We start from the raw sequence: 23,330 nt of genomic DNA on the forward strand, positions 1-23,330 counted from the left end.
CATGGTTACGCAATTCGCCTGAGCAGTAAAGCCGAAGTACCGGCGTTATTTTTCCCGTGGCACACGCCCCATCAGGTAAAACTCTTCGTTGGGCGGCGTACCGGTAAGGGTGACGAGTCGATTCGATAGGCCGAAAAACGCCGTAATGGCGCCAATATCCCAGATGTCTTCGCGGGTAAAACCCACATTCGTCAGCCGCTCTTCCCACGCATCGGTTAACTCGCCGACCTCCACGCCACAATGCATGGCAAAATCGAGCATCACGCGGTGGCGCTCGTTAATCGGCGCGGTGCGATGGTTCACGGCTACCTGATCGGCAAGCTCTGGGTTTTTACTGTAGATACGCACCAACGCACCATGAGCGACGACGCAATAAAGGCAACGATTGCGCGCGCTGGTCGCCACCACAATCATCTCTTTTTCCGCCTTGGTTAAGGTATCCGACTCACGCTCCATTAACGCATCGTGATACGCAAAGAAGGCGCGAAACTCGGCCGGTCGATGCGCCAGCATCAAAAACACATTGGGCACAAAACCGGCTTTTTCCTGCACAGCCAGTATGGTGTCGCGAATGTCTTCGGGCAGTGCTTCCAGCGATTCCGGAACGCTAAAACGGCTAATAGGTGACGTCATAAAGACTCCTTTTATTGTTGTGAAATACGGTTGTGAAATATCGGTGTTAAATTAACGCATTACAGGCATGACGTTAACGTAGCGCGTTAGAGAGTGACGTTCACGCATGAAAGTCAAGACAAACACGCCATTCAGTTGCTTAGCTCTTTTAATCTATCGCGAGTCTCGCCATACTGAGGTAAGTTTTGTATTCGTCATACATCGACTCTTAATCTGCTACAAAGGCGCTAACCTGCGCCAACGTGAGTTTATAGGGAAGCCTCATGCGCTATACCGAAGCGAAGGAACATACCCCCGGGCGTCTTCACGAACTATTTGCCGACCCCTACCACGCATTTGACAACGACAGCCACGAACGGCAGCTGCATATCCGTGTAATGCTCTATCTGTTGGCCATTCGCCCCATACACCGCGAACTATTTACGCTGCGCGTAATTCACGGCTGGGAAAACGGTGGCTGTGAACCTGCCGACCTTAAATTCGCGGAATACCCGCTCAGCGACATCAACGATTTACGTCAAGCGGCAGACGAATTTTCCGCCGCGATGAAAAACAACACAGCGTTTCCCGAAACAGCGGGCTCACTTCTGGCCAAGCCTTTGAACGACGCGATGGCCGATGCCAAAGCTGACGGCCAACCGCTGGACGATGAAACCAAAGCACGCCCGGCACGCTGGCCTTCTTTTGAAGGCGGCCTTGCGCTTTATACCCAGTTTAAGATGTATCACCGTCTCGTATACGGTGAAGATGATGCCTACCGGAGTAGCCAGTGCCGCACCTCCCAAGGCACGCGTGAAATTCACGAATTTCACCTCGAAGAGGGAGAATTCGCCTTTTTGACGCCGCCTGGGCGCCACTTCGCCACGGAAAAAACGCTTTTAATACTGCACGAAAGCCAACTCGAACCGTTGAAGCGCCTGCTGATAGAAAGCGCGCCGTTGTTTGAGCTCGCTTAACGTCGGCACTGCATAGTGCGCCACACATCCAACACCACATATTCAACACCACGCATTCAACAAAGCCCCGCCTTGCGGGGCTTTGTTGTTTGTTTACCATTGTTTATTCGACGTGGTTTATACAACGTGATTTATACAATGTGGTTTATGCAAAAGTTTATGCACAAAGCGATTAGCCCAGTGAAATTGTGCTGTTAATGCCGCTAGAGACGTTTTCCGGTTCAAACCAGCGTGCCGTGACGGTTTTCGTTTGCGTCCAAAAGGCAATGGCTTGCTTGCCGTTGGGGCCAAGATCACCAAGCTTAGAGCCGCGCGAACCGGTAAAGCTAAAGTAGGCGACCGGCACTGGAATCGGTACGTTGATACCAATCTGGCCTACGTCGATATCGGTTTCGAAGCGACGCGCCACCCAACCGGAGTTGGTAAAGATTGAGGTGCCGTTGCCGTTCGGGTTCGCGTTAATGAACTCAATCGCCTCATCCAACGTTTCCACGTTAACCACGCAGAGCACCGGGCCGAAAATTTCTTCGCGGTAAATTGTCATATCGGCGTTAACGTCGGCAAAAAGCGTTGGCCCCACAAAGTTACCTTCTGGGTAGCCGTCAACCGTGCAACCGCGACCATCCACCATTAACTTGGCACCCTCTTTTTCGCCCGCGGCAATCAACCGCTCAACGCGCTCTTTGGCCTGCGGCGATACCAGCGGTCCCAAGTCAGCGTCACGCTGAGTGCCAGGGCCAACTTTCATACCGCGAGCCCCTTCGACGATATCATCCAGCCACTCGCGCGCATCGCCCACCAAGACAACGACGGAGTTAGCCATGCAACGCTGACCGGCAGCGCCAAAGGCTGACCCAAGCAGGTTATTGATGGCCTGGCTGCGGTTAGCATCCGGCATTACGACACAGTGGTTTTTAGCCCCCATCATCGACTGCATGCGCTTACCCGCCGCGGCGGAGCGGTTATACAGTAGCGAACCCACGTGGGTGGAACCGATAAACGAAAGCGCCTTGATGTCTTGATGATCCGCGATCTGGTTAGCCACATCCGGCCCGCCGTGGACCACGTTCAGCACGCCCGCAGGCACGCCCGCTTCGTGGGCCAGCTCAACCAAACGCATGGTGGAGCTTGGGTCTTGCTCAGACGGCTTGAGAACGAAGGTATTACCGGTGGCAATGGCCAGCGGGAACATAAAACAGGGCAACATGATCGGGAAGTTAAACGCGGTGATACCCGCCCCGACGCCTAGCGGCTGATGCATGCTATAAACGTCGACTTCATTGCCGGCGTTTTCCGCAAGCTCACCCAGCTGTAGCGAGGTAATGGAGCAAGCGTGCTCAACCACTTCCAGCCCGCGGCCCACTTCGCCTTCTGCATCCGGTAGGGTTTTGCCGTGCTCTTCGGTAATCAGTGCGGCAAGCTCGGCGGTGTTGTCGCGGATCAGCGCCTGTAGCTTGAGCATAATGCGCATGCGCTTACCCAGAGGCACTTTGCGCCACTCTTTAAACGCCTTTTTACCGCTTTCCACCGCACGTTCAACTTCCTCGGCGGTACAAAACGGGACCCGCGCCACAACTTCTTGTGTCGCGGGGTTGACCACGTCATGCCAGTCTTGGCTTTGCGATATGACCGGCTTGCCATCGATATACATGGGGATTTCGCGAATGGACATGCAGTTTCTCCTGTTGTCTTTATGTTTGTTGGGAATCAGTGTTTGTTAGGAATCAATGTTTGTTGTAGATAAAGGATATAGCAGTAAGTTGACGTAAGCGTCAACGGGCGTTATGCGAGTAAACAAGATTCTCAAGGTGGGGTCAATGCCCCTTCCGCCTTGCGCTGTATTTAAGCTCTCAGGCGCCCCTAGCGGTTAATGAGCCCTTCTGTTAACCAGGGCTGCCAAGCTAGCATCACCAGTGTGATTAACGTTGCCAACAGAAATGGCAGCAACGCGCGAAAGATTTTCAGCGGTGGCGCGCCGGTCATCGACGATGCCACGAAAAGCCCGGCGCCGACAGGCGGCGTGAGTAGCCCCATCACCAGCGTCAAACACACCACCACACCAAACTGATACGCGCTAATATCAAACTGATTTTGCGCAATTGGCAGCACGATCGGGACCACCAGAATAAGCGCGGCGATGCCGTCGATCACCATCCCAACCAGCAACAACACGCCGATCAACAGCAGTAAGAATATAAACGGGTCGGTGGTCAGCGCAGCAATCCAGGCGGCCGCCATTTGCGGCAACTGCTCATATACGACCACCCAACCAAACACTCCCGCCGCCGCGATAAGCATGATCACCAGCCCCGCATTCACCGCCGTGCGGCGCAGCACTTGGGGCAGTCGCCCCAGATCAAGATCACGGTAAACAAAGCGGCCGATGAAAAGCGCAGCAAAGGAGGCAAGCGCTGCTGACTCGGTAGGGGTAGCGATACCGAGCAAAATACCGCCAATAATAATCACCGGAATCGAGAGCGCCGGCAATCCCCAGGCAAAATCGGAAAGCGCCTGTTGGCGGCTAGGCCACTGCCCGCGCGGGTACTGCTGCAAAAGCCCCACCACCGCAATCACAATAAAAAAGGCCAAGCCTAATAACAGCCCCGGCAACAGCCCGGCGATAAACATCTCGGCAATAGGTACCTGTGCGATCACGCCAAACAGCACAAAGAGCATCGACGGTGGGATAATCGGTGAGAGCAAACCGCCCGCCGCGGTAATCGCCGCGCTGTAGGATTTATCGTAACCTTCGCGCTCCATCGCCGGCACCATCGCGCGCGACATAATCGCAATTTGCGAAGCCGCCGAGCCGATTATCGCCGCCATCATCATATTGGCGACCAAGTTGATATATGCCAAGCCACCGCGAAAGCCACCGACAAAAATTCTTGCTAGCGCAATTAGCCGTCGCGTTAAACCGCCTTCGTTCATCAGCTCACCGGCAAGCATAAAAAGCGGTATCGCCAGCAAGCCGTAACTTTCAATCGCACTGAAGAGCTGCTGCGGGTAGGACGCAAAAAGCACCGTGTTGCCAGAGGCATAGATGTACCACATCGCCGTCATCGCCAGCACCAAGGCAATCGGTACGGCGCCCAAGAGCAAAAGCGCGAATACCATCACGGTCATGGTAGTGTCTCCGCGCCGGGCCCTTCGGTCGGGTCTCGCCACTGCCAAAGGCCTTGAACAAAATTCGCTATACTATGCAGGGTTAACGACAGCGCAAACCACGGCACGATAAGCCAAAACCAAAATTTTTTGATGCCCAAGGTGGAGGTATTCTCGGCGTAGATGAAATTAAATGTTTCGCCCTGAAACGCCTGGGTATCAAAGCCAAGCCGAGCAAGCGTCAGAGGCTGGTACCACTGCCAACAGAGCCCTACCATCGCAAGCGCAAACAGTAACACCATGCCATCTACCCAGAGCATGATGAGCTTACGTCCCGTTTGCGACAACGCCTCAGGCAACAGCGTCACCGCGATGCCTTGGCGGCGCTTTAATACCGCGCTGGCGATCAAAAACGTCATCCAAATCATGGCGTAGATTGATAGCTCGCTGATCCAATAAAGCGGACTCCCCACGACACGAAAGGCGATATTGGTAAGAATGAGGCACGTCACCACCGCCGCCAACGCGGCGGCGGTCATTTCTTCAACACGGGCAAGCGCGGTGGATAAACGCTGAAGCATCACTGATCCCGTAAGCTCTCGGCCTCCTCGCGCAGGGTATCTAGCATTGGGGCCTTGGGCGCCCAGATCGCTTCCCACTCGGCAATCGCCTCGCTAAAGAACTCGGCATCGGCTTCGACGATATTGATATCCAGCGCGCGAATTTGCTCTTCTTGGGCAGCATCCTTCGCTTCAAACCCCGAGAGCACGTTTTCCAAATGCTCGGACATGGTGGACTCGATCAACGCGCGATCCTCAGCGGAAAGCTCACGCCATACCCGCCCGGAGACGACGCCCACCATGGGGAACATCATGTGGTTGGAAATAAGTAAATTCTCGGCCTGCTCGTAGAATTTCAGAATCAGAATCGAGTCGAAATCCATGTCGATGGCGTCCACCTGGCCGTTGGCTAGCGCATCATAGACTTCCAACAGCGGCATGGGCGCTGGTGCCGCCCCGGTAGCGGTGTAGAAATCGCGAATCGGCTCGAAGGGGGTAATCCGCAGCCGCAGGCCCTGCATATCCTCGGCAGAGGTAATCGGGTCGCGGCTCAAGACCTGACGCATCCCCACCATGCCGTAGCCAACCCCCACCAAGCCCACGCCTTGGGGCATTAAGTCCAAAAGCTCTCCTGCGGCATCGGAGCGCAAAAGGCTTGCCGCATGGTTCACGTCATCGACCAGATAAGGCGCATAAAGCGCCCCAAAATCGGGAATCCGGTTGGAAATTTCGGCAATGGTCAAAAATGCCATGTCCAACGCACCGGTTTGCAGCTGCTGGACCATTTGCGCTTCGTTGCCCAGCTGCTGCGCCGGGAAAACCGACACGCTATGCTCGCCGTCCGAGCGTGCTTGCAAGGTTTCAGCGAACGCTTCGGCTTCGGTTGACCACAAATGTGACGGCGGCGTAATCAAGCCCAGACGAAAATCACGCGCCTGCGCCGACAGCGAAGAGAGCGCGAAGGCAGTAACCGCCACTGTCAGCGTTAACGTTTTGCGTTGATTCATGGTAATTTCCTGTTAAACAAGCAAGTCCAGTAAAAAAGTCCGGCAAGACAGCGCATCTCAAAAGCGCAACCGACGCTTTTGAGATGCGTTTGATAGGGTAGTCGTTAAAGCCCTTTACGTTACCGCTTTCGAGAATACCCCAGTGGCAACGTTGATGGCACCCGCTTAAACTAACGACGTAGAAGCTGAACCGGCTGAATGGATACGTGAGGAGCTTTGGATGAGTGAACAAATTTCATCGGTGATCGTGGCCGTCGACGGTTCCAACGAGGCCAATATCGCAACGCGCCACGCAGCGCTGCTTGCGAACCTCTACCACGCCACCTTACAGCTCGTTAACGTATTACCTTTATACCCCGCCGAGCTGAGCGACTTGCCTGCCAACCGCTATAATGCAGAGGACTTTGATCACGAACAGCAAGACGCCAAAGCCAATACCGCTTTTGCCGAGGCTCGCCGCGTGCTCAACGACCTTTCTTTTGTCTCGGACCTAACGGTTGAAGAAGTACGCCTGCACGACACAAGCTTTGTGCGCCAACCCGAGCGCGCCATTGTCGAACACGCATGCCAGCATAAAAAATCTCAGCTGGTAATGGGCGCTCGGCATTTAAGCGAAATTGGCAAATGGGTCAAAGGCAGTGTCAGCAACGCCGTGATTCACCACGCCAAAGGCCCCGTGACCATCTTGCACGCCGACGCCCATATGACCGAGATGGCCTCTATTGGGCGTATCCTGCTACCCACAGACGGTTCCAAAACCAGCGTTCTCGCTGCGCGCCTAGCAGGCGATTTAGCCCGCAGCGGCAATATCCCCGTCGAGATTATTTATTGCCAGCCCTCCGGCGAGGTACCACCGCTGGATAACGGCGAGCAAGAGGCGCAACGGGTGTTAACCGATACCCGCGACGCACTGGGAGATGTGCCGGCGGGCATCCACGATACCGTATTACACGCTGAGCGCTACGGTGAAGCCATCGTCGAGCAAGCGCATAAGTGCGACAACAGCCCCGTTATCGTGATGGGTCGACGCGGACTGGGTCACTGGCGGGAGTCACTACTGGGCAGTGTAAGCCAAAAAGTCATTGAGCTTGCCCCCTGCCCAGTCACCGTCGTGGTATAGCCTAAGGTCTAGGCATTTGAGGTTTCATAGGCGTCTTTCAGACGGTAGAACTCAGCAACAATGGCTTCCATTGCCTCGGCGTCGTAGTCACACAGGCCGCTGACCACGAGCTTTTTCGAGCCGACACCGACCGCTTTTCCATTGGATTGAATGGAGAACTCCAGCAGTGCGTCGGCGCGCTTGCCCAGCACCTCAAGCGAGGAACTCATCAACGCCAAACCGGGTAGCAAGCCATCGAGCTGCTCCAAGGTAAATCCCATGCTGTCGTAAATCACCAGCGGGCGCTTGGGGTTAAACATTACCCCCTGCTCCTCCATCAGCGGCTTTAAATAGTGCGGGAAGTTTTTACCCGAAAACGCCACGTAGCAGCGCACAAACGCATCAACCGCAGCGGCTTCGTGAGTAGTGGCGCCGCTGCGTGTTGCTTGCAAGAAGCACTTACCGCCCTCATCGCAGACGTGGATCGTGCCGTCATCCGCCTCATGAAAACGCAGAGGCGTATCCGCGCCCACCATGCTCAAAAAACGAAACTCCATCGTTTGCGATAGCCCAAAGCGTTCGAGCACAAGCGCAAACAGCAGGTCGCCGGGCACGCAAAAGCGGCGTGCATCCGGGTTATGAATGGGATTGTAATCACCGGCAACGCCTTTGGCGAAGCGGCTGGCCTGCTCGGCGGAGATCACCACGTATTCTCCGCGCTGCGCATAAAAATCCTTGAACATGGCGTTTGCTGCCTGCCTAGCGTTAAAGTTAATTGTCCATCATAAACAACGTCGCGCATCATGCCACAAAACCGCGGTTAACAGGAGTCGTCTTTTAGAGCGCATCTATGTCAATCAAAACACCGCCAATCAAAACATCGCCAACCCCGGCATCAGAAAAAGAAACCACCCAAATCACTGCCAAAAGACGTTTACCCCGATGGTTAGCGATAACACTGGCACTTGCCCTTGGCTTCGTGGCGCTATGGTTGGCAGGCAGCTACTGGCTGCTTAACAGTCAGTGGTTGCCTAACCGCATTTCGCAAATTGACGGTGTGGAGGTGCGCTGGAGCCAAGGCAGTAGCCACCATCCCGGTCGCTGGGAGGTCGAAGGACTGAGGCTAAGCCGCGATGACGGCACACTGGCGCTTGCCGTTGAAGCAGAACAGGCAACCCTTGAACTCTCATTATTAGCGCTGCTGCGCGGTGAGCTGCACATTGCCACCCTAGAAGCGAACGGCATTCGCAAACTGCAGCTAGGCGATATTAGCCTGCAGGGCGACGGGCGCTTCAGCATTCGCCAAACGACTCTTAGCCGTGACACCCTGACCATTCCCCACGCTGAATTAGACTTAACCCAGGGGCACGTGTTGCGTGAAAGCGACAACGCCATATTGGCACGCGATATTCATCTCATCGCCAGCGCCACGCTGGATACAGTGGCGCCGACGACCGCCGACGGCACCCTCAACCCCGATCTTGCGGCAGCGCTCTCCGCCAATACCGAACTAAGCGCCCACGCCGATGCCTGGGACGTGTTCATGACCTATCTTGAGGCGCTACCTTGGCTTGCCATCAGCGGTCGTGGCGCGCTTGGGGGCACGCTCTCGCTAACGCACGGTCAGCTCGACGCAGGCAGCCAACTTACCTTAAATGCCCCAGCGCTGACACTTAACGTCGACGAAGCGGCCCTGAGCCCCGTCAATGATGCCGGCGAGACGACACCCTGGGCTTATCCCGAGCGCCGGCCAACGGTTCATACCGCCCAGGGCGACGGCACCATCACCCTAGCAGTTGCCGACGATTTGCCGGAAACGCTCACGTTAAGCGCGAGGCTCAATGGCGTCACGGTTCATCAACGCCTGGACGAAGCACCCTATGCCACCGATACCCAGCTACGACTCACCACCTCGCTAGACAACCGCCGCCTTGACCGTTTACAAGCGCCCGAGCAGGCCGCACTGCATTGGCAGGACGCCACCCTGCCGGATATCGCGGTATTGCAGCCCTATCTCGCCCCCTTCTTACCCGACCCCTCGCCACTGCGGTTGGTGAGCGGGCAGGCTCAAAGCCACGGCCAGTTAACGCTGAACCCGACGTCGTTAAACGGCAACATGGCGCTCGCGGGGAACCGCTGGATCACCGACTGGCACGCAGGCGAGCATATCCACCGCTTAACCAGCGATATGCAGCTTGATCTCGCCATCCGTGACGCAGCACTCGATGGCAGCCAGTTAGACTTAAGCGGCAGCCAGCTGCGCTGGCAGATAGCGGACGCCACCCAACAAGAACGTCTGACGAGCACTCTGACGCTGCACGAGGGACGTTTTCAGCGCGAGAATGATAAGCCACGGGGGCAATTTTCCCTATCGGGTCGCGTCGAGCGTCTTGGTTTTCTTAACGCCTTTTTGCCCAGCGCTCACGGGCTTGCGATAAGCGGGGAGGGCCAGCTTTTCGCACAAGGAGGTTTTCACGATAGCCAACTTACCGTGCCGACACGTCTTCGAATCGACGCTCATCCGCTAAGCGTCAATTTTTTGGACTACCAAGCCAGCGGGCGAGGTGAACTTACCGCTCAGTTGGATAGCGACGAGCAAGCCCAGCTGACCCTTGGCATTCCACGTTTTTCGCTTAAACGCCAAGACGATGAGCGCCCCCATGTTGAAGGTCGCCACCTCGCCCTTACCACCCGCACGGATGCCTTTAGCGCCGCCATGGATGACCCTCAGCCGGAGCATTTCATTACCCGGGTTAGCTTGCCGATTATCGATGTGCCAGATATTACCCGTTACAACGCCTACTTTCCCGAAGGGGTTGGCATTGCGCTTTTAGATGGTCAGGCAAGCCTCGAAAGCGAGCTAACACTGCGCGGGTTACAAGGCCAAGGAGACATCACCCTGCGCGCCTTTGGCGCGGAGCTTTCGCTACTGGAACAACGGCTGCGGGGCGATGTACACATGCACTTAACCTTAAGCGAAGGCGATATCGACACCATGCGCTTTGTCGCCAACGACTCCTTCCTGCGCCTGGAAAACGTCTCCCGCTTAAGCGAAGAAGGCCAACAAGACGCTGGCTGGTGGGCGCAGCTCGACATGAGCGACGCGACATTGACGTGGGACACCCCCATTGACCTTAGTGCACACTTGGCGCTTCAGCTGCGCGATAGCGGCCTACTCGCGCGACTGTTTCTTGCCCGCGCCAGAGAAAACGACTGGCTTGGGCGTATGCTCAGCGTGCGCAATATAACGGGCGATGCCCAGCTGCGTTTAACCGGCAACCAACTTGAGCTGAGCGATCTAACGCTCGGCGGTGGCCCGCTTTTAATGCTCGCTGACCTGACACTAGCGAATCAACGCGCCAATGGGGCGCTTTATGCCCGTTTAGGGCGTTGGGGACTAGGCGTTGCGTTAGACGACAGCGAACCCACGCTACACGTACTCCAACCACGACGTTGGTTCGACCGATGGCGGCAACAGCGCTGACAAACCAGCCGCTGCCCCTTAGTCCTTTTAGGTTCAGCGGCTGGGTTTCTACCCGTCGTGTTTAGCGCTGATCGTTTTTTTCAGACTCTGTCTCTGTTTCTTCGGCTACTGAATCTTCTTCAACGACAGGGTCGGGGTCCAAATCCAGAGGCTCACCGGCTTCATCCACCAACTGATTATCATAGGCTGCCTGAAGGCCAGTTTCGTCCGGTTCAGGCTCTACCCATGGTGCTGGCATTTCTTCCGTTTCGGTTTCTGTCCAATCAGCCCAGTAATCAATATGCCCAGGATACGCCGGCGACACAATCGCGATGACAATGCCGATTGTCGCAAAGATGGAAAATGCATCCGCATAGCCAATGCTTTCCACCAGCACCCCAATCACCGGGGAACCTACCGCCTGCCCCAGTGCGATGGCGATAAAGGGCAACACCGGCCCAACCGATAACCGACCGGGCAAGAGACGGATACCGGTCATTAGGTACAGCCCACTCAGGCTCATATAGGCAAGACCGAACACCAACGCCGAAAACATCGCCAATACCAGCCGGTCTGGGCTTGCGGCCAACAGCACCAGGCTTGACGACAGTAGCATCAGCATCAAGGCCTGCGTGATAGGGGGATTGTTACGGTCAGCCAGGTCACTCACAACGGCACCGCCTAAGCCGGCAAGGCCAACGGCAAACCATAACCAACCGGTCTGATTTGCCGGTAACGCACCCAATGTCACCGCTAGGTCTGGGGCAAATACCCAATACGCCGACGACACAAAGCCCATGGCAAAAGCGAACAACGAGAGACGAATCAGGCGCGACCACTGCAACCGGGTGATGGGCGGCGGCGGTGCTGCATTCGAGGGAATGACTCGCGATACTGAGGGGATAAAAAACCAGGCGGCAATAGCACCCAAGCCTGCCAACACGGCAAACATGCTATAGGTTAATCGCCAAGCATCCGCCAAAAAAACAACCGTGGGTACTGCGACGATGACACCAATGCTAGTGCCTGCATTCAGGATCGAACTGACGCGCCCATGCATAGAGCGACTTACCAACACCTGCATGGCAGCCGTTAAGGCCGGCATCATAAAGCCGGTGCAGATACCGCAGATAAAAACGCCGGCACCCAGCATGTAAACATCTGCAGATTGGCTGATCATCCCCATGCCACCCGCACCGGCAACGCTTGAAAGCACGGCAAGGTTGCGCGCCCCGAGGCGGTCGGCCGCCATCGGCGCCACCAAAGAAGCCAGGACAAAACTGATAAAGGGCAGCGCCCCGATAGTACCGACTAGGTTCGCTGATAGCGTCAACTCCGCACTGATAGAGGGCACAAAGAGGCCAAACGCAAAGCGCGCCAAGCCATAACTGATGGCCACCAGCGCTGCACCGAATAACGCAAACCTCATGTTCGACAACGCCCTCATACCCAGGTACTCCTTGCGATGGTGATAAAATGGCATTCTCTCAACGACATCCGCTATGAGCAACGCGCGGAACTCAAGGGTCGCAGGTTGAATGGTTTGCCTCTAACGATAGCTCATCTCTAACGATAGCTTACCTCTCACTCTAGCTTACCTCTAACCATGACGTTTACTCCTACTCGCTGGCAAAGTAACGCGTCGCTGGCAAAGCAACGCGAGTCTTACGCGGTGGTATCACGCTGAAACGGATAAACAGACCCGATCTTTAACAGTTGGGTGAGTTCATCCAGTGCGGTGAGCGACTCTTCCGCGAGTTGCGGGTCTTTGAGGTCGTCGACAGCCAACCGGTCGCGATAATGGCGATTCACCCAAGCGGTTAAGTCATCATAAAGCGCATTGGTGAGCAGCACGCGGCCGGTAAGTGCTTCGCGTTCGGCTTCTGTGAGCACCACGCGCAGGCGCAGGCAAGCGGGGCCGCCGCCATTGCGCATGCTTTGCTTAACGTCTTTAACAATCACCTCACTGATCGGGTTATGGCCCGCCAGGAGGTGGTCTTGAATGGTGCGCCATACTGTTTCATCTGCCTGGCATTCGCCGGGCACGACCAGCGACATGGTGCCGTCCGGGTTGGAGAGCAGCTGCGAATTAAACAAATACGATGCCACTGCGTCTTCCAGGCTCACCGCTTCCTTGGGTACGCGTACGGGAATCAGCGGCGTGGCCATCTTGGCGCGCAACTCATCCAACGTGCGCCCTTCATCTAAGAATGCCATTTCGTGGTAAAGCAGCACGGGGCCGTTACCCACGGCAATGACATCGTTGTGGAAGACGCCCGCATCAATAGCATCCGGGTGCTGCTGAGCAAACACCGTTTGCGCCTCAGATAGCCCGTGTTGGCGGGCCACGGCTTGACTGGCTTCCAGCGTTTGCCTGGCAGGATAGCGTTTGGGCTCACGCTCGCCACCGAACGCTTGGCGACCATACACAAACAGATGCACGCCGGGCTCGCCAGGCTCACTGCACAGACGGGTGTGGTTGGCCGCACCTTCATCGGAAAACGCCGGCGTGGCTGGCAGCACCGAATGATGGGCGAAGTGCTGACCGTCGCAAAATATGGCACGCAGCACGCGAGCGGTTGTGGGCGACTCCAAGTAACGATGAAAACTCGATTGCAGGTTCGCAGGCGTGAAGTGCACCCGACCATCCGGCGCATCCACGCTGGGGGTAATGGTAGCGGCATTGGCGGTCCACATGCTGGACGCTGAACAGACCGCTCGCAGCAGCTGCGGGGCATCCTTGGCCGCGCGCGCTAACACCTCACCATGACTGCCGCCAAAACCTAACGCGCGCAACGCGTGAATATCCGGGCGCTGTTGAGGTGGCAGCACGCCTTGAGCGTAGCCCGCGTCCATCAGCGACTTCATTTTTAAAAGCCCCTGCAACGCGCCCTCTTTGGGGTTAGAAACCAAACCACCGTGGCTCATGGACGCGACGTTGCCCACCGCCAGCCCCGAGTAGTTATGGGTCGGGCCGACCAGCCCGTCGAAATTGACTTCACAGGCGTTGACGATATCAGCGACACTCACAAGCTCACTCCTGGCGGCAGAGTATCGGGCATTTCCAGCGCTTGGGCTTCCATGGAGGCGACCGGGTAGGCGCAGTAATCCGCCGCATAGTAGGCGCTGGGGCGGTGATTGCCACTATCGCCCACACCACCGAAGGGAGCATCCCCCGACGCGCCAGTGGTCTGGCGATTCCAGTTCACAATGCCCGCACGAATGCGCAGTAAAAAGTCGTCCCAATCGGCTTGCTCTCCGCCAATCAACCCGGCGGAAAGCCCATAACGCGTATTATTGGCAAGCGTTAACGCTTCGTCCCAATCGCGATAACGGTGAATTTTCAGCAGCGGACCAAAATGCTCCTCATCGGGAACGTCTAAGCCAGTCACGTCGATCAACGCGGGGCTTAGCAGACTGGTGTTGTCTTGCAAACGCTGCATACGGTTGATCACCGTAGCGCCCATCGCTTCCAGCTCCTCCTGAGCCTTGAGCAAGCCATCGGCGGCGGCCACGCTGACTAGGCCTGAATAAAACGGCGCGGGGTCTTGTTCAAACGGCTCGGCCACGTGTAGCTTGGCGATAGCGTCAGACAACGCGTCGATCAGCCTGTCTCCGACGTCGCCCTGGGGCACCATTAAACGCCGCGCGCAGGTGCAGCGCTGGCCGCCAGAAAGAAACGCCGATTGCAGAATCGCCAGCACCGCGGCCCGCTCATCTTCCACGTCTTTCACCACCAGCGGGTTGTTGCCGCCCAGCTCCAGCGCCAGGATTTTATCCAGCTGCCCGGCAAACTGTTGGTGCAGCATGCCGCCGACTTTGGCGCTGCCGGTAAACAGCAGACCATCAATATCGGGGTTGCCTGCCAATGCCTGGCCGACCGCCACACCGCCCTGCACCAGGTTAATCACCCCAGCCGGCAGCCCGGCCTCAAGCCAACACTGCAGGGTTAAATCAGCGGTGAGTGGGGTTTGATCGCTGGGTTTAAACACCACGCAGTTACCCGCCAACAGTGCGGGCACGATATGGCCGTTGGGCAGGTGGCCGGGGAAGTTATAAGGGCCGAATACCGCCATCACACCGTGGGGGCGGTGGCGAAGCACGGCTTTTGCGCCGTCGACGGCTTTCTCGCGTTCGCCGGTACGCTCATGGTAGGCCTTAAGCGAAAGCGCCACCTTGCCAATCATCGCCCCCACTTCGGTACGCGTCTCCCAAAGCGGCTTGCCCGTTTCACTGGCAATCGCCACAGCCAGGTCCTCACGGTGCGTTTTTAATGTCTCAACGAAGCGCTCCACCAGCGCTTGGCGCTCGGCAAAGGTCGTGCGCGCCCAGCCGGGGAAAGCGCTTCGCGCGGCGTCTACCGCACCGGCTACCTGCTCGCTTGATGCCGAACCACCTTGCCAGAGCAGCGCGCCGGCGACAGGGTTGTGCTTAGTCAACGCTTCTGCCGCACCTGCTACCCAGGCGCCGTTGATCAGTTGCTGCTGTTGGGCGTGCATAAAAAACTCTCCTGTAATCGTCGCCTAGGTTTCGAGTAGCCGCAGGGTATCGCCGGTAGCAACGCCCAGGCGCTGCGCTTCTTGTTCGCTAAGCACAATAGTGTGGTCGTTGCTAGGCGCGCGCCCTACCCAGCTAGCGGTAAAAGTGAGCATATTGGTCGTCGCAGCCAACCAACGGCTGACGCTCTCCTGCGCTGCGTTTTGAGACACCGCCACCGTGTAAAGCCGTGAGTTACGAATCGCGCGGACGTCATCAATGTAGGCTTCCACCGTGGGGCCGCCATCAAAAATATCGATATACCCTTCCCAGCGTAGCCCCTCTTTTTTGAGCATTTCTAGTGCTGGGCGTGTATGGCGGTGGACCTGGCCGATGCAAGCGCGCGCCGGCTCGCTCATAAAGGTGGTATAGATGGGAAACTTGGGCATTAGCTCGCCGATAAAGCTTTTCTGCCCCAAGCCGGTTAAGCGATCAGCCTCGTTGAAATCCATGGGAAAGAAATGCTTGCCCAAGCTTTCCCAGAATGGGCTTTTGTTATCGTCGTCGAACACGCCGCGCATTTCCGCCAGCACTTTATCTGGAAACTGGTCACGAAACTGCGCGATAAAAAGCCAGCGGGCTTTCGACAGCAGCGCGCCATTGCGCAACTGCTTGTTGGCCTCACCGCGATACTCCGCGCGCAAAAACAGCGAACACACTTCGGCATCGCCGGTATGATCGGAGCTTAAAAACAGCGTATCGAGGGTACGGTGCAAATCTAACTGTGTAGAAGAGTGTGCCAGGGTACCGAGCCGGTAGTTGTAGAATGGCACCTCGCGGCCGACCTGGCCTTCAATCGCACAGCAGCCGGCGAGCTCGCCATTGTCTTCGTCTTCCAGCACGAAAAAATACAGCCGGTCGTCTTTCGCGGTGCGCTCCTCGAACGCGCGGGCGGCAGTTTCAATCTTACTTGCCAAAAATTCGCGATTATCCGGCAGCGAGGTAAAGCCCACACCGGTCTGCTGTGCCAGCACCTGCAGCCCCTCTAGGTCGTCGCGGGCAATGGGGCGAAGACGCATTACACTCCTCCTTCATTGAGCACAGCACTTTCATTGAACACAGCACCGCCATCGAACGTAGCGTCGTCACTTGGCAGCGTTAACGGTGTGGCGAGCACCGCGCAACGGTCTCCCACCCCAAGCTGCTCGGCATGTGAAGTTGACAACATCAGCTGACTGGTCGCGGAAAGTGCGTAGCGCGCGACAATACAGCGAAAATCACGGCGCTTTTGGTTGGCGATCATCGCCGGCTCAGCATCGGGCAGCGCGTGTTCGGGCACTATGCGCACCGGATGCCACGCGGCATGACAAAACGTGGCCAGCCGTTCGCATTCCACTTTCACAATCGGGCCGGCGTCAAAAATATCCACATGGCGAGAACGCACAAAGCCTTCCGCCAGCATTTCCGCTAGCGCCGCCTCATGCGCTGGATGCTCACGGCCGATCGCCGCACGCGCCTCATGCGTTAGCAGTGGCAAATACAACGGAAACTGCGGCATCACCTCGGCGATAAAGCTTTTCGAGCGCACTCCGGCGATGTGGTTGATCTCTTGAAAGGTGCGAGCGAAAAAGTGGCGCCCGACGCTCTCCCAAAACGGCGATTGCGCCTTGGCATCGAGATAACCGGGAAACGCCACGGCCAGAATGCGTGAGAAACGCTCGGGATATTGGGCGATAAACATCAGCCGCGCCCGACGTAACAGGCTTTCCGCGTCAGTGCCTTGGTAGCGCGGGTCAAGCGAGAACGCACACAGCAACGTGGCCTCGGACATCTCGTGAGACAGCGAGAGTGTTTTTACTTCACGGCGCACGTTGAGCTGCTGGGAGGCATGAATCAGCGTCTCCTGGCGGTAGGTGTAATAGGCCTCGGCTGCGCCCGCCAGGGCGCGGATAGTCGCCGTGCCCACGACACCATGAGACACCCCATCAGCCGCGATATCTTCCAACACAAAGGTATAGTGCTCGTTGCCAGACACTTCCCCCTCATGGTCAAAAGCCTGTTGAGAACGAACAATGCGCTCTTCAAGCCGTTCGCGGCTGGCGGGCAAGTTGGTCAGCCTTGGGGTGGCATTTTCCGCTAGCCGCGCTAAGGCGTCGATATCGCGCGTCTCAACGGGTCGAAACGTCAACATCTTCGGCTCCTCATCTCGTTTTTCACCCTTGTGCGACTAAGCGGGCAATCGCGCGATCAAGCCTTGCCATGCCTTCCTCAATATCCGCCTCCGGGATCACTAGCGAAGGCGCCATACGCAGCACGTTGGGGCCGGCAATCAGCGCCATCAGCCCCTCCTCGATCGCCAGCGGCAGGATATCTTTGGCGCGACCTTCGTAGGCATCCGCCATCTGCGCGCCAATCAAAAGCCCCATGCCACGCACCTCTTTAAACACACCGTATTTGCGGTTGATGGTGTCTAAATGCTCGCGAAACAGGTCGTGACGCTTTTTCACGCCGGCGAGCACTTCGGGGGTATCGATAAACTCCACCGCCGCCAACGCGACAGCCGAAGCCAGCGGGTTGCCGCCGTAAGTTGAGCCGTGGGTGCCCACCGCCAATGACTTGGCAACGTCGTCGGTCGCGAGCATTGCGCCGACCGGGAAACCGCCGCCGAGGGATTTGGCGCTGGTGAGAATATCCGGGGTAATAGCGAAATTCTTGTACGCATAAAGCTCGCCGCTGCGGCCCACGCCGGTTTGTACTTCATCAAAGATCAGTAGGGCGTTGTGTTCGTCACACAGCTCGCGTAGGCCCTGTAAGAACTCGGGCTTGGCGGGCACGATACCGCCCTCTCCCTGCATCGGTTCGACCATAATTGCGCAGGTATCGTCGCCCACGAGCCGGCGTACGCTCTCTAGGTCATTGAACTCTGCGTGCAAAATGCCGCCCGGCACTGGGCCGAAACCTTGAGAGTATTTAGGTTGACCGCCAACACTCACGGTGAAGAAGGTACGGCCGTGGAAGGATTGATAGAACGAGATGATTTTATCTTTGTGCTCACCGTGATGCTCCACCGCCCAGCGGCGCGCCAGCTTAAGCGCGGCTTCGTTGGCCTCACCGCCGGACGAGCAGAGAAAGACTTTATCGGCAAAAGTGCGCTCAACGAGCGCTTTGGCAAGCGCCAGCGCTGGCTCGTTGGTGAACACGTTGGAGAGGTGCCAGAGCGTATCGGCCTGCCTTTTGAGCGCATCAACCAAGACCGGATGGCAGTGGCCTAGCGAGTTCACCGCGATGCCGCCAGCAAAATCGATATACTCGTGCCCTGCTTGGTCCCATAGCCGGCTCCCCTCTCCACGCACCGGAATCACCTGTTGCGGGGCGTAGTTGGGCGCCATGTAGTGATCAAAATCTTGACGGCTCGGGGTGTGGCTCATGAGACGCTATCTCCACTGTGTCAAAAAAGAAAAAGTACAAGAAGCTTACTAGGTTAACCGTTTTCGGCAATGAGGCGAAAAATTATCCATGGCGCCACACGAGGCATTGCGAAAAACGTGGGACACGTAAAGTAAAACAAAGAGAAGAAACGAAATAGGCCGAGCAATGGCCCGGCCTATTGGGTTGATCAGCTAAGGTTAGTCGGCCCCGCCAAAGAACAGCAGCGCCACGACTAAAATGCCAACACCAATGATAATAAGCGGCAGTATTTTTTGCATACCCCCAGCCGGCTTTTGTGCCTCAGGCTGTTTCTCCGGCTTAGAGGCTGCATAGTTTTCGGGTTTCCGCTCGTTAGTCAAATGCTCTTTCTCTTCTTCTGGGGTCTTGCTTTCCTTGGTATCCATACGATACCTCCAGATGTCCAGATGTCGGGTTAAGCGTCATACACAATGCTCTCACAACTGGATGACATCGAACTCCACGACCGGGTTCACATCTGCCTCGTAATCGACATCGTCGCGTTCGAAGCCAAACAGCTTCAAGAACTCGTGCTTATACCCAGCATAGTCGGTAATCGCGAAGAGGTTGTCGGTGGTAACGTCCGACCATAGATCTTTGCACGCCTGCTGCACGTCATCACGCAGCTCCCAATCGTCCAAACGCACGCGGCCAACGTCATCGATGCTGGCATCATCACCGTAGAGTTTCTCATCAAACAGGCGGTTAAGCTGATCAATCGTGCCTTCGTGCAGCCCCTTCTCTTTCATAATGCGATACACCATGGCGATGTACAGCGGCATCACGGGGATCGCGGCACTTGCCTGTGTCACCACTGATTTAAGTACTGCCACGTTCGCACTACCGTCGCGCTTTTTGAGCATTGCGTCGATTTCACCAGCAGCGCGGTCAAGGTCTTCCTTGGCTTTGCCCAGTGCACCATGCCAGTAAATCGGCCAGGTGATTTCGGTGCCGATATAGCTAAACGCCACGCTGCGCGCGCCTTTGGCTAACACACCCGCTTTATCGAGGGCGTCCATCCACAGCTCCCAATCTTCACCGCCCATCACCGCGATGGTGTCGTCGATCTCCTGTTGCGTTGCCGGCTCGACTTCGGTTTCCGTGATGGCGTCTTTGTTGGTATCGATCGCCGTGGCGCGATAGGTCTCGCCAATCGGCTTGAGGCTTGAGCGCTTAACTTCGCCGCTGTCAGGCAGCTTGCGCACTGGCGACGCCAGCGAATAAACCACCAGATCGACTTCGCCCATATCCTGCTTGATCAGCTCAATGGCTTTTTCCCGCGCTTCATGGGAGAACGCATCGCCGTTAATCGACTTGCTGTAAAGGCCTTCTTCTTTGGCAAATTTGTCAAACGCTGCGCTGTTGTACCAACCGGCTGTGCCCGGCTTTTTCTCGCTAGCCGGCTTTTCAAAGAAAATCCCCAGGGTATCGGCGCCGTAACCGAACGCGGCGGTAATACGCGCCGCTAAGCCGTAGCCGCTTGAGGCACCAATCACTAGCACTTTTTTCGGCCCGGCGCTTTTATCAAGCCCGCGCGCCCGCGTGGTTTCGATCTGCTCGCGAACGTTCTGCTCGCAGCCTTTTGGATGGGTAGTGGTACAAATAAAGCCACGCACTTTGGGTTTAATAATCACATCGAACCTCGTTATCGGGAATTGGCGTAAAATAAATGTTGGCCATATTCTAGCCGCCAACGTCGCCGCTGTCCGCCCTTGTGGGGTGGCTAAGCGTTTTGTGGTTGAGATGGCTAGGTATTCACGGCAGGATGACGGGCAAAATACGGGCGCGGGGAAACAAGCAATGAACGCACAGCAGTTGGTCGATGAACGCGGAGATTTATGGTTGGCGCTAGCGCCATTATGGCTCGACCGAGAACCCAGCGAGCGTGATTTTGCCGCCATGGTCGAGGAAATTCAGCGCCATGAAATGACACTCAAAGAGCTTGAGTGGATGTTTCGTTTAGAGCTTGCGCCGGTCATGTCGCGCCATCAACTTTCAATTGCCAGCGAGTGGCGTGAATACGATGATTACAAATTGATGAAACAGCTGGTCAGCCATAATCTGCGCTTAACCGGCTGGCGGCGTAAAAGCTGGGCGCTGTTCTCTGGCCTCACGACTATGATGGTGCGCCACCGCTGGCACGAGTTAATGCAACGTGTACTTATCGCCCGTGGCGAGCACCCTTCGTGAGTTCACGCTTATTCAGTATCAAGCGCACGCTCCAAGTCGATCTTTAGCGCCACGCCGTGCTCTTTTGGTCCAAAACGCGCGATGGCATGGCCATCTCGCCCGACAAGAAATTTAGTAAAGTTCCACTTGACCGCTTTTGTTCCCAACACACCAGGCGCTTCGTTCTTGAGCTGGACAAATAAGGGATGGGCATCACGGCCGTTAACGTTCACTTTCTCCATTAGCGGGAACTCAACACTAAACTCGCGTTTAGCAAACGCGGCAAATGTTTCGGCGTTTTCCGGGGTTTGATGACCAAATTGGTTGCAAGGAAATCCCAGTACCGTAAATCCCCGATCACGATAGCGTTGATAGAGCGCTTCTAGCTCTTTGAGCTGCGGGGTAAAGCCGCATTGGCTCGCCACATTCACCACTAAAAGCACCTGGCCTTGTAGTGCGCCGAGGTTAAACGGCTGCCCATCGTGGGTAAAACAGTCGTAATCATAGATGTTCATGGCAGCCCCGTTATAGCAACAAATACATACGGCTTACTTTGCCACGCCTGCGAAATCCACACCAGCCTTGAGAACCCCATTTTGCTAGGCAAGCGGCCCCAGAACGACTCTTAACGCCAGCGCGATCAGCATCACCCCAGTGGCGCGATTGATCCAGTGGGCGCGCTGTTGTAGCCATGGCAACACCCGCGAGTGCGAGAGCAAAAGCGCCACCAATACGTACCAGGCGCCATCGATGATCATGGCCGTTAACACGATGATCGCCTTTGCCGTGACGCTCATTTCCGGTGAGATAAATTGGCTCAACAGCGCCACAAAAAACAAAATAAGCTTAGGGTTGCTCAGCGCCACCAGCACGCCTTCGCGCGCCGCCTGTGGGCTAGTGGTGATCACCGCATGTGCTTGAACCGCCCCCGCCCTTCCTGCTCGTAAGGCTTTTATGCCGAGCCACGCAAGGTATGCCGCCCCACCCCACGTCACCAGCTGAAATAAAAGTGGAAAGCGCGCCATCAACGCGCCCAACCCTAGCACGGTAAGTAGCGCATAAAACCCCACGCCCAAGGCATGAAAAAGGCCTGCCGTAACGCCGGGCAGGCGCCCTCCGCCCAGCGTATGACGCAGCACCAACGCCAAGCTCGGCCCCGGCGACATCGCGCCCATGGCACAAATCGCCGCTAATGATAACCATAGCGAAAACGGCATACAGTTCCTCCTTGAGCGTTAATCGGCCGGCCATTTTAGCGCAAAATGTGGCGTTATAGCGGCGCAATAACGCTGTTAGGCAGCAGGCTTGTCGAGTAAAATCGGCGCTTTAATTGCCAACCACATTGCGATGCCAACTACATTGCAATACCCACAACACAGGAGTGCACGATGGGTAGGGCCTTCCAGAACCGTAAAGAATCCATGGCCAAAACGGCGGATGCGAAAACCAAGGTTTACAGCAAATATGGGCGTGAAATTTACGTCTGCGCCAAATCCGGCGGCACCGACCCTAACGGCAACTTAGCGCTACGAGGCTTGATTGAGCGCGCCAAGAAAGACCAGGTACCCTCGCACGTGATCGATAAAGCGTTGGACAAGGCCAGTGGTGCCGGCGGTGAAGACTTCTCTGTCGCGCGCTACGAAGGCTTTGGCCCCGGTAACGCGATGGTGATTGTTGAGTGTCTCACCGACAACCCCAACCGCACGTTCGGCGATGTGCGCGGCTGCTTTACCAAAACCAAAAGCAAGATCGGCACGCCCGGCAGCGTCAGCCACATGTTTGACCACTGCGCGATTTTTGCCTTTGCCGGTGACGACGAAGAAGCCGTGCTCGAAGCGTTGATGGAAGCGGACGTTGACGTCACTGACATCGAACACGAAGACGGCCGCATCACGGTTTTTGCTCCGCACACCGATTACGCTAAGGCCAAGCAGGCACTATTAGATACCTTTGGTGAAGTTGACTTCGAGGCTGACGAAATCCAATTTCTACCACAAACCACCACACCGGTGGAAGGCGATGACGTGGCAGCGTTCGAGAAACTGCTGGATATGCTCAACGATCTTGATGACGTGCAAAACGTCTACCACAGCGGCGAGCTGCCGGAGAGCGCTTAAAAGTCACTTATAAAGGTTCATCATGCCCGTCATTTCAATGTTTTACGGCATTATTATTCGAATGTACTTTTTGGATAACCAGCATCACGGCATGCCTCACATTCATGCACGCTATGCTGAATTTGAGGCGTCCATATGCATTAATGACGGAGAACTTCTCGCAGGAGAACTGCCCAAAAAGCAGCTACGGTTAGTACAAGCATGGATTGAACTACACCGGGATGAATTGATGGCTGACTGGGAGTTAGCCATAGCCGGAGAAGCCCTTTACAAAATTGACCCCTTATGAGGTGTGACG

Annotated in this window: 22 protein-coding genes; 6 read left to right on the forward strand and 16 right to left on the reverse strand. The window is 56.3% G+C overall.

Features of this window, described 5'->3' with window-relative positions; all coding sequences use genetic code 11:
* Positions 1-45 precede the first annotated feature (45 nt).
* Positions 46-633 (reverse strand): peroxidase-related enzyme, encoded by a 588-nt coding sequence (locus QC823_RS01290; RefSeq protein WP_309654557.1) that lies wholly within the window; start codon positions 631-633, stop codon positions 46-48.
* Between the two features lie 263 nt (positions 634-896).
* On the opposite strand from QC823_RS01290, the gene QC823_RS01295 reads away from it, so the two are divergent.
* Positions 897-1,589 carry a hypothetical protein gene (locus tag QC823_RS01295; RefSeq protein ID WP_309654558.1) on the forward strand — a complete coding sequence of 231 codons (693 nt, stop codon included), beginning with the start codon at positions 897-899 and terminating at the stop codon, positions 1,587-1,589.
* A gap of 172 nt (positions 1,590-1,761) precedes the next feature.
* Here QC823_RS01295 and QC823_RS01300 read toward each other — a convergent pair whose 3' ends face one another.
* The 4 genes from QC823_RS01300 to QC823_RS01315 form a co-directional block, all read right to left on the reverse strand.
* Positions 1,762-3,261, reverse strand: coding sequence for a CoA-acylating methylmalonate-semialdehyde dehydrogenase (locus QC823_RS01300; RefSeq protein WP_309654559.1), 1,500 nt, complete (start codon positions 3,259-3,261; stop codon positions 1,762-1,764).
* A gap of 188 nt (positions 3,262-3,449) precedes the next feature.
* Positions 3,450-4,715, reverse strand: a complete 1,266-nt coding sequence (locus tag QC823_RS01305; RefSeq protein ID WP_309654560.1) for a TRAP transporter large permease — start codon at positions 4,713-4,715, stop codon at positions 3,450-3,452.
* Entirely contained in the window at positions 4,712-5,275 is a 564-nt protein-coding gene (locus QC823_RS01310) for a TRAP transporter small permease (RefSeq protein WP_309654561.1), read from the reverse strand. The genes QC823_RS01305 and QC823_RS01310 overlap by 4 nt, the downstream gene beginning before the upstream one ends.
* Positions 5,275-6,261: a TRAP transporter substrate-binding protein gene (locus QC823_RS01315; protein WP_309654562.1), complete on the reverse strand. Its 987-nt coding sequence runs from the start codon at positions 6,259-6,261 to the stop codon at positions 5,275-5,277. Before QC823_RS01315 ends, QC823_RS01310 begins: the two co-directional genes overlap by 1 nt.
* Positions 6,262-6,481: 220 nt before the next feature.
* Between QC823_RS01315 and QC823_RS01320 the strand changes: the two genes are divergently transcribed.
* Complete coding sequence (locus QC823_RS01320; RefSeq protein ID WP_309654563.1) at positions 6,482-7,381, forward strand: universal stress protein; 900 nt, start codon at positions 6,482-6,484, stop codon at positions 7,379-7,381.
* A gap of 8 nt (positions 7,382-7,389) precedes the next feature.
* On the opposite strand, the gene QC823_RS01325 is transcribed toward QC823_RS01320, so the two are convergent.
* Positions 7,390-8,103, reverse strand: a complete 714-nt coding sequence (locus tag QC823_RS01325; RefSeq protein ID WP_309654564.1) for a DUF3581 family protein — start codon at positions 8,101-8,103, stop codon at positions 7,390-7,392.
* 107 nt (positions 8,104-8,210) lie between these two features.
* Here QC823_RS01325 and QC823_RS01330 point away from each other — a divergent pair, with 107 nt between their 5' ends.
* On the forward strand, positions 8,211-10,844 hold the full coding sequence (locus QC823_RS01330; RefSeq protein ID WP_309654565.1) for a translocation/assembly module TamB domain-containing protein: 2,634 nt from the start codon (positions 8,211-8,213) through the stop codon (positions 10,842-10,844).
* A 61-nt stretch (positions 10,845-10,905) separates the two neighbouring features.
* On the opposite strand, the gene QC823_RS01335 is transcribed toward QC823_RS01330, so the two are convergent.
* The 8 genes from QC823_RS01335 to fabV all read right to left on the reverse strand — a co-directional run bounded on the left by QC823_RS01335 (position 10,906) and on the right by fabV (position 20,380).
* The gene (locus QC823_RS01335; protein WP_309654566.1) at positions 10,906-12,270 is read right to left on the reverse strand and encodes an MFS transporter; all 1,365 of its coding nucleotides are present in this window, start codon (positions 12,268-12,270) and stop codon (positions 10,906-10,908) included.
* A 218-nt stretch (positions 12,271-12,488) separates the two neighbouring features.
* Entirely contained in the window at positions 12,489-13,853 is a 1,365-nt protein-coding gene (astB, locus tag QC823_RS01340) for an N-succinylarginine dihydrolase (RefSeq protein ID WP_309654567.1), read from the reverse strand.
* Positions 13,850-15,322, reverse strand: a complete 1,473-nt coding sequence (gene astD, locus QC823_RS01345) for a succinylglutamate-semialdehyde dehydrogenase (RefSeq protein ID WP_309654568.1) — start codon at positions 15,320-15,322, stop codon at positions 13,850-13,852. The genes astB and astD overlap by 4 nt, the downstream gene beginning before the upstream one ends.
* Before the next feature lie 24 nt (positions 15,323-15,346).
* Positions 15,347-16,378, reverse strand: a complete 1,032-nt coding sequence (gene astA, locus QC823_RS01350; protein ID WP_309654569.1) for an arginine N-succinyltransferase — start codon at positions 16,376-16,378, stop codon at positions 15,347-15,349.
* Complete coding sequence (locus tag QC823_RS01355; RefSeq protein ID WP_309654570.1) at positions 16,378-17,490, reverse strand: arginine N-succinyltransferase; 1,113 nt, start codon at positions 17,488-17,490, stop codon at positions 16,378-16,380. Before QC823_RS01355 ends, astA begins: the two co-directional genes overlap by 1 nt.
* A 22-nt stretch (positions 17,491-17,512) precedes the next feature.
* Complete coding sequence (locus QC823_RS01360; RefSeq protein ID WP_309654571.1) at positions 17,513-18,727, reverse strand: aspartate aminotransferase family protein; 1,215 nt, start codon at positions 18,725-18,727, stop codon at positions 17,513-17,515.
* A gap of 198 nt (positions 18,728-18,925) precedes the next feature.
* Positions 18,926-19,132, reverse strand: a complete 207-nt coding sequence (locus QC823_RS01365) for a hypothetical protein (RefSeq protein WP_309654572.1) — start codon at positions 19,130-19,132, stop codon at positions 18,926-18,928.
* 51 nt (positions 19,133-19,183) lie between these two features.
* A complete protein-coding gene (gene fabV, locus QC823_RS01370; RefSeq protein WP_309654573.1) occupies positions 19,184-20,380 on the reverse strand; it encodes an enoyl-ACP reductase FabV in 1,197 nt (398 codons plus the stop codon).
* Positions 20,381-20,546: 166 nt separating this feature from the next.
* Here fabV and QC823_RS01375 point away from each other — a divergent pair, with 166 nt between their 5' ends.
* Positions 20,547-20,936, forward strand: a complete 390-nt coding sequence (locus QC823_RS01375) for a DUF7079 family protein (protein WP_309654574.1) — start codon at positions 20,547-20,549, stop codon at positions 20,934-20,936.
* A gap of 8 nt (positions 20,937-20,944) precedes the next feature.
* Here QC823_RS01375 and QC823_RS01380 read toward each other — a convergent pair whose 3' ends face one another.
* Positions 20,945-21,430 (reverse strand): glutathione peroxidase, encoded by a 486-nt coding sequence (locus tag QC823_RS01380; protein ID WP_309654575.1) that lies wholly within the window; start codon positions 21,428-21,430, stop codon positions 20,945-20,947.
* Positions 21,431-21,514: 84 nt separating this feature from the next.
* Positions 21,515-22,132, reverse strand: a complete 618-nt coding sequence (locus tag QC823_RS01385) for a LysE family translocator (protein WP_309654576.1) — start codon at positions 22,130-22,132, stop codon at positions 21,515-21,517.
* A gap of 171 nt (positions 22,133-22,303) precedes the next feature.
* Here QC823_RS01385 and QC823_RS01390 point away from each other — a divergent pair, with 171 nt between their 5' ends.
* Both QC823_RS01390 and dhiT read left to right on the forward strand, forming a co-directional pair.
* Positions 22,304-23,032, forward strand: coding sequence for a YebC/PmpR family DNA-binding transcriptional regulator (locus QC823_RS01390; RefSeq protein ID WP_309654577.1), 729 nt, complete (start codon positions 22,304-22,306; stop codon positions 23,030-23,032).
* Positions 23,033-23,054: 22 nt separating this feature from the next.
* On the forward strand, positions 23,055-23,321 hold the full coding sequence (gene dhiT / locus QC823_RS01395; RefSeq protein ID WP_309654578.1) for a type II toxin-antitoxin system toxin DhiT: 267 nt from the start codon (positions 23,055-23,057) through the stop codon (positions 23,319-23,321).
* The last annotated feature ends 9 nt before the right edge of the window (positions 23,322-23,330 follow it).

Origin of the sequence: Vreelandella vilamensis (assembly GCF_031451755.1) — a bacterium.
GTDB lineage: Bacteria > Pseudomonadota > Gammaproteobacteria > Pseudomonadales > Halomonadaceae > Vreelandella > Vreelandella vilamensis.

Excerpts from the sequence above, each read along its gene's own strand:
- QC823_RS01300 (WP_309654559.1), bottom strand. The coding sequence starts at position 3,261 with ATGTCCATTCGCGAAATCCCCATGTATATCGATGGCAAGCCGGTCATA.
- QC823_RS01360 (WP_309654571.1), bottom strand. The coding sequence starts at position 18,727 with ATGAGCCACACCCCGAGCCGTCAAGATTTTGATCACTACATGGCGCCC.
- QC823_RS01375 (WP_309654574.1), top strand. The coding sequence starts at position 20,547 with ATGAACGCACAGCAGTTGGTCGATGAACGCGGAGATTTATGGTTGGCG.
- QC823_RS01365 (WP_309654572.1), bottom strand. The coding sequence starts at position 19,132 with ATGGATACCAAGGAAAGCAAGACCCCAGAAGAAGAGAAAGAGCATTTG.
- QC823_RS01325 (WP_309654564.1), bottom strand. The coding sequence starts at position 8,103 with ATGTTCAAGGATTTTTATGCGCAGCGCGGAGAATACGTGGTGATCTCC.
- astA (WP_309654569.1), bottom strand. The coding sequence starts at position 16,378 with ATGCGTCTTCGCCCCATTGCCCGCGACGACCTAGAGGGGCTGCAGGTG.
- dhiT (WP_309654578.1), top strand. The coding sequence starts at position 23,055 with ATGCCCGTCATTTCAATGTTTTACGGCATTATTATTCGAATGTACTTT.
- QC823_RS01335 (WP_309654566.1), bottom strand. The coding sequence starts at position 12,270 with ATGAGGGCGTTGTCGAACATGAGGTTTGCGTTATTCGGTGCAGCGCTG.
- QC823_RS01390 (WP_309654577.1), top strand. The coding sequence starts at position 22,304 with ATGGGTAGGGCCTTCCAGAACCGTAAAGAATCCATGGCCAAAACGGCG.
- QC823_RS01385 (WP_309654576.1), bottom strand. The coding sequence starts at position 22,132 with ATGCCGTTTTCGCTATGGTTATCATTAGCGGCGATTTGTGCCATGGGC.
- astD (WP_309654568.1), bottom strand. The coding sequence starts at position 15,322 with ATGCACGCCCAACAGCAGCAACTGATCAACGGCGCCTGGGTAGCAGGT.
- QC823_RS01380 (WP_309654575.1), bottom strand. The coding sequence starts at position 21,430 with ATGAACATCTATGATTACGACTGTTTTACCCACGATGGGCAGCCGTTT.
- QC823_RS01315 (WP_309654562.1), bottom strand. The coding sequence starts at position 6,261 with ATGAATCAACGCAAAACGTTAACGCTGACAGTGGCGGTTACTGCCTTC.
- QC823_RS01290 (WP_309654557.1), bottom strand. The coding sequence starts at position 633 with ATGACGTCACCTATTAGCCGTTTTAGCGTTCCGGAATCGCTGGAAGCA.
- QC823_RS01305 (WP_309654560.1), bottom strand. The coding sequence starts at position 4,715 with ATGACCGTGATGGTATTCGCGCTTTTGCTCTTGGGCGCCGTACCGATT.
- QC823_RS01310 (WP_309654561.1), bottom strand. The coding sequence starts at position 5,275 with ATGCTTCAGCGTTTATCCACCGCGCTTGCCCGTGTTGAAGAAATGACC.
- QC823_RS01295 (WP_309654558.1), top strand. The coding sequence starts at position 897 with ATGCGCTATACCGAAGCGAAGGAACATACCCCCGGGCGTCTTCACGAA.
- QC823_RS01320 (WP_309654563.1), top strand. The coding sequence starts at position 6,482 with ATGAGTGAACAAATTTCATCGGTGATCGTGGCCGTCGACGGTTCCAAC.
- QC823_RS01355 (WP_309654570.1), bottom strand. The coding sequence starts at position 17,490 with ATGTTGACGTTTCGACCCGTTGAGACGCGCGATATCGACGCCTTAGCG.
- QC823_RS01330 (WP_309654565.1), top strand. The coding sequence starts at position 8,211 with ATGTCAATCAAAACACCGCCAATCAAAACATCGCCAACCCCGGCATCA.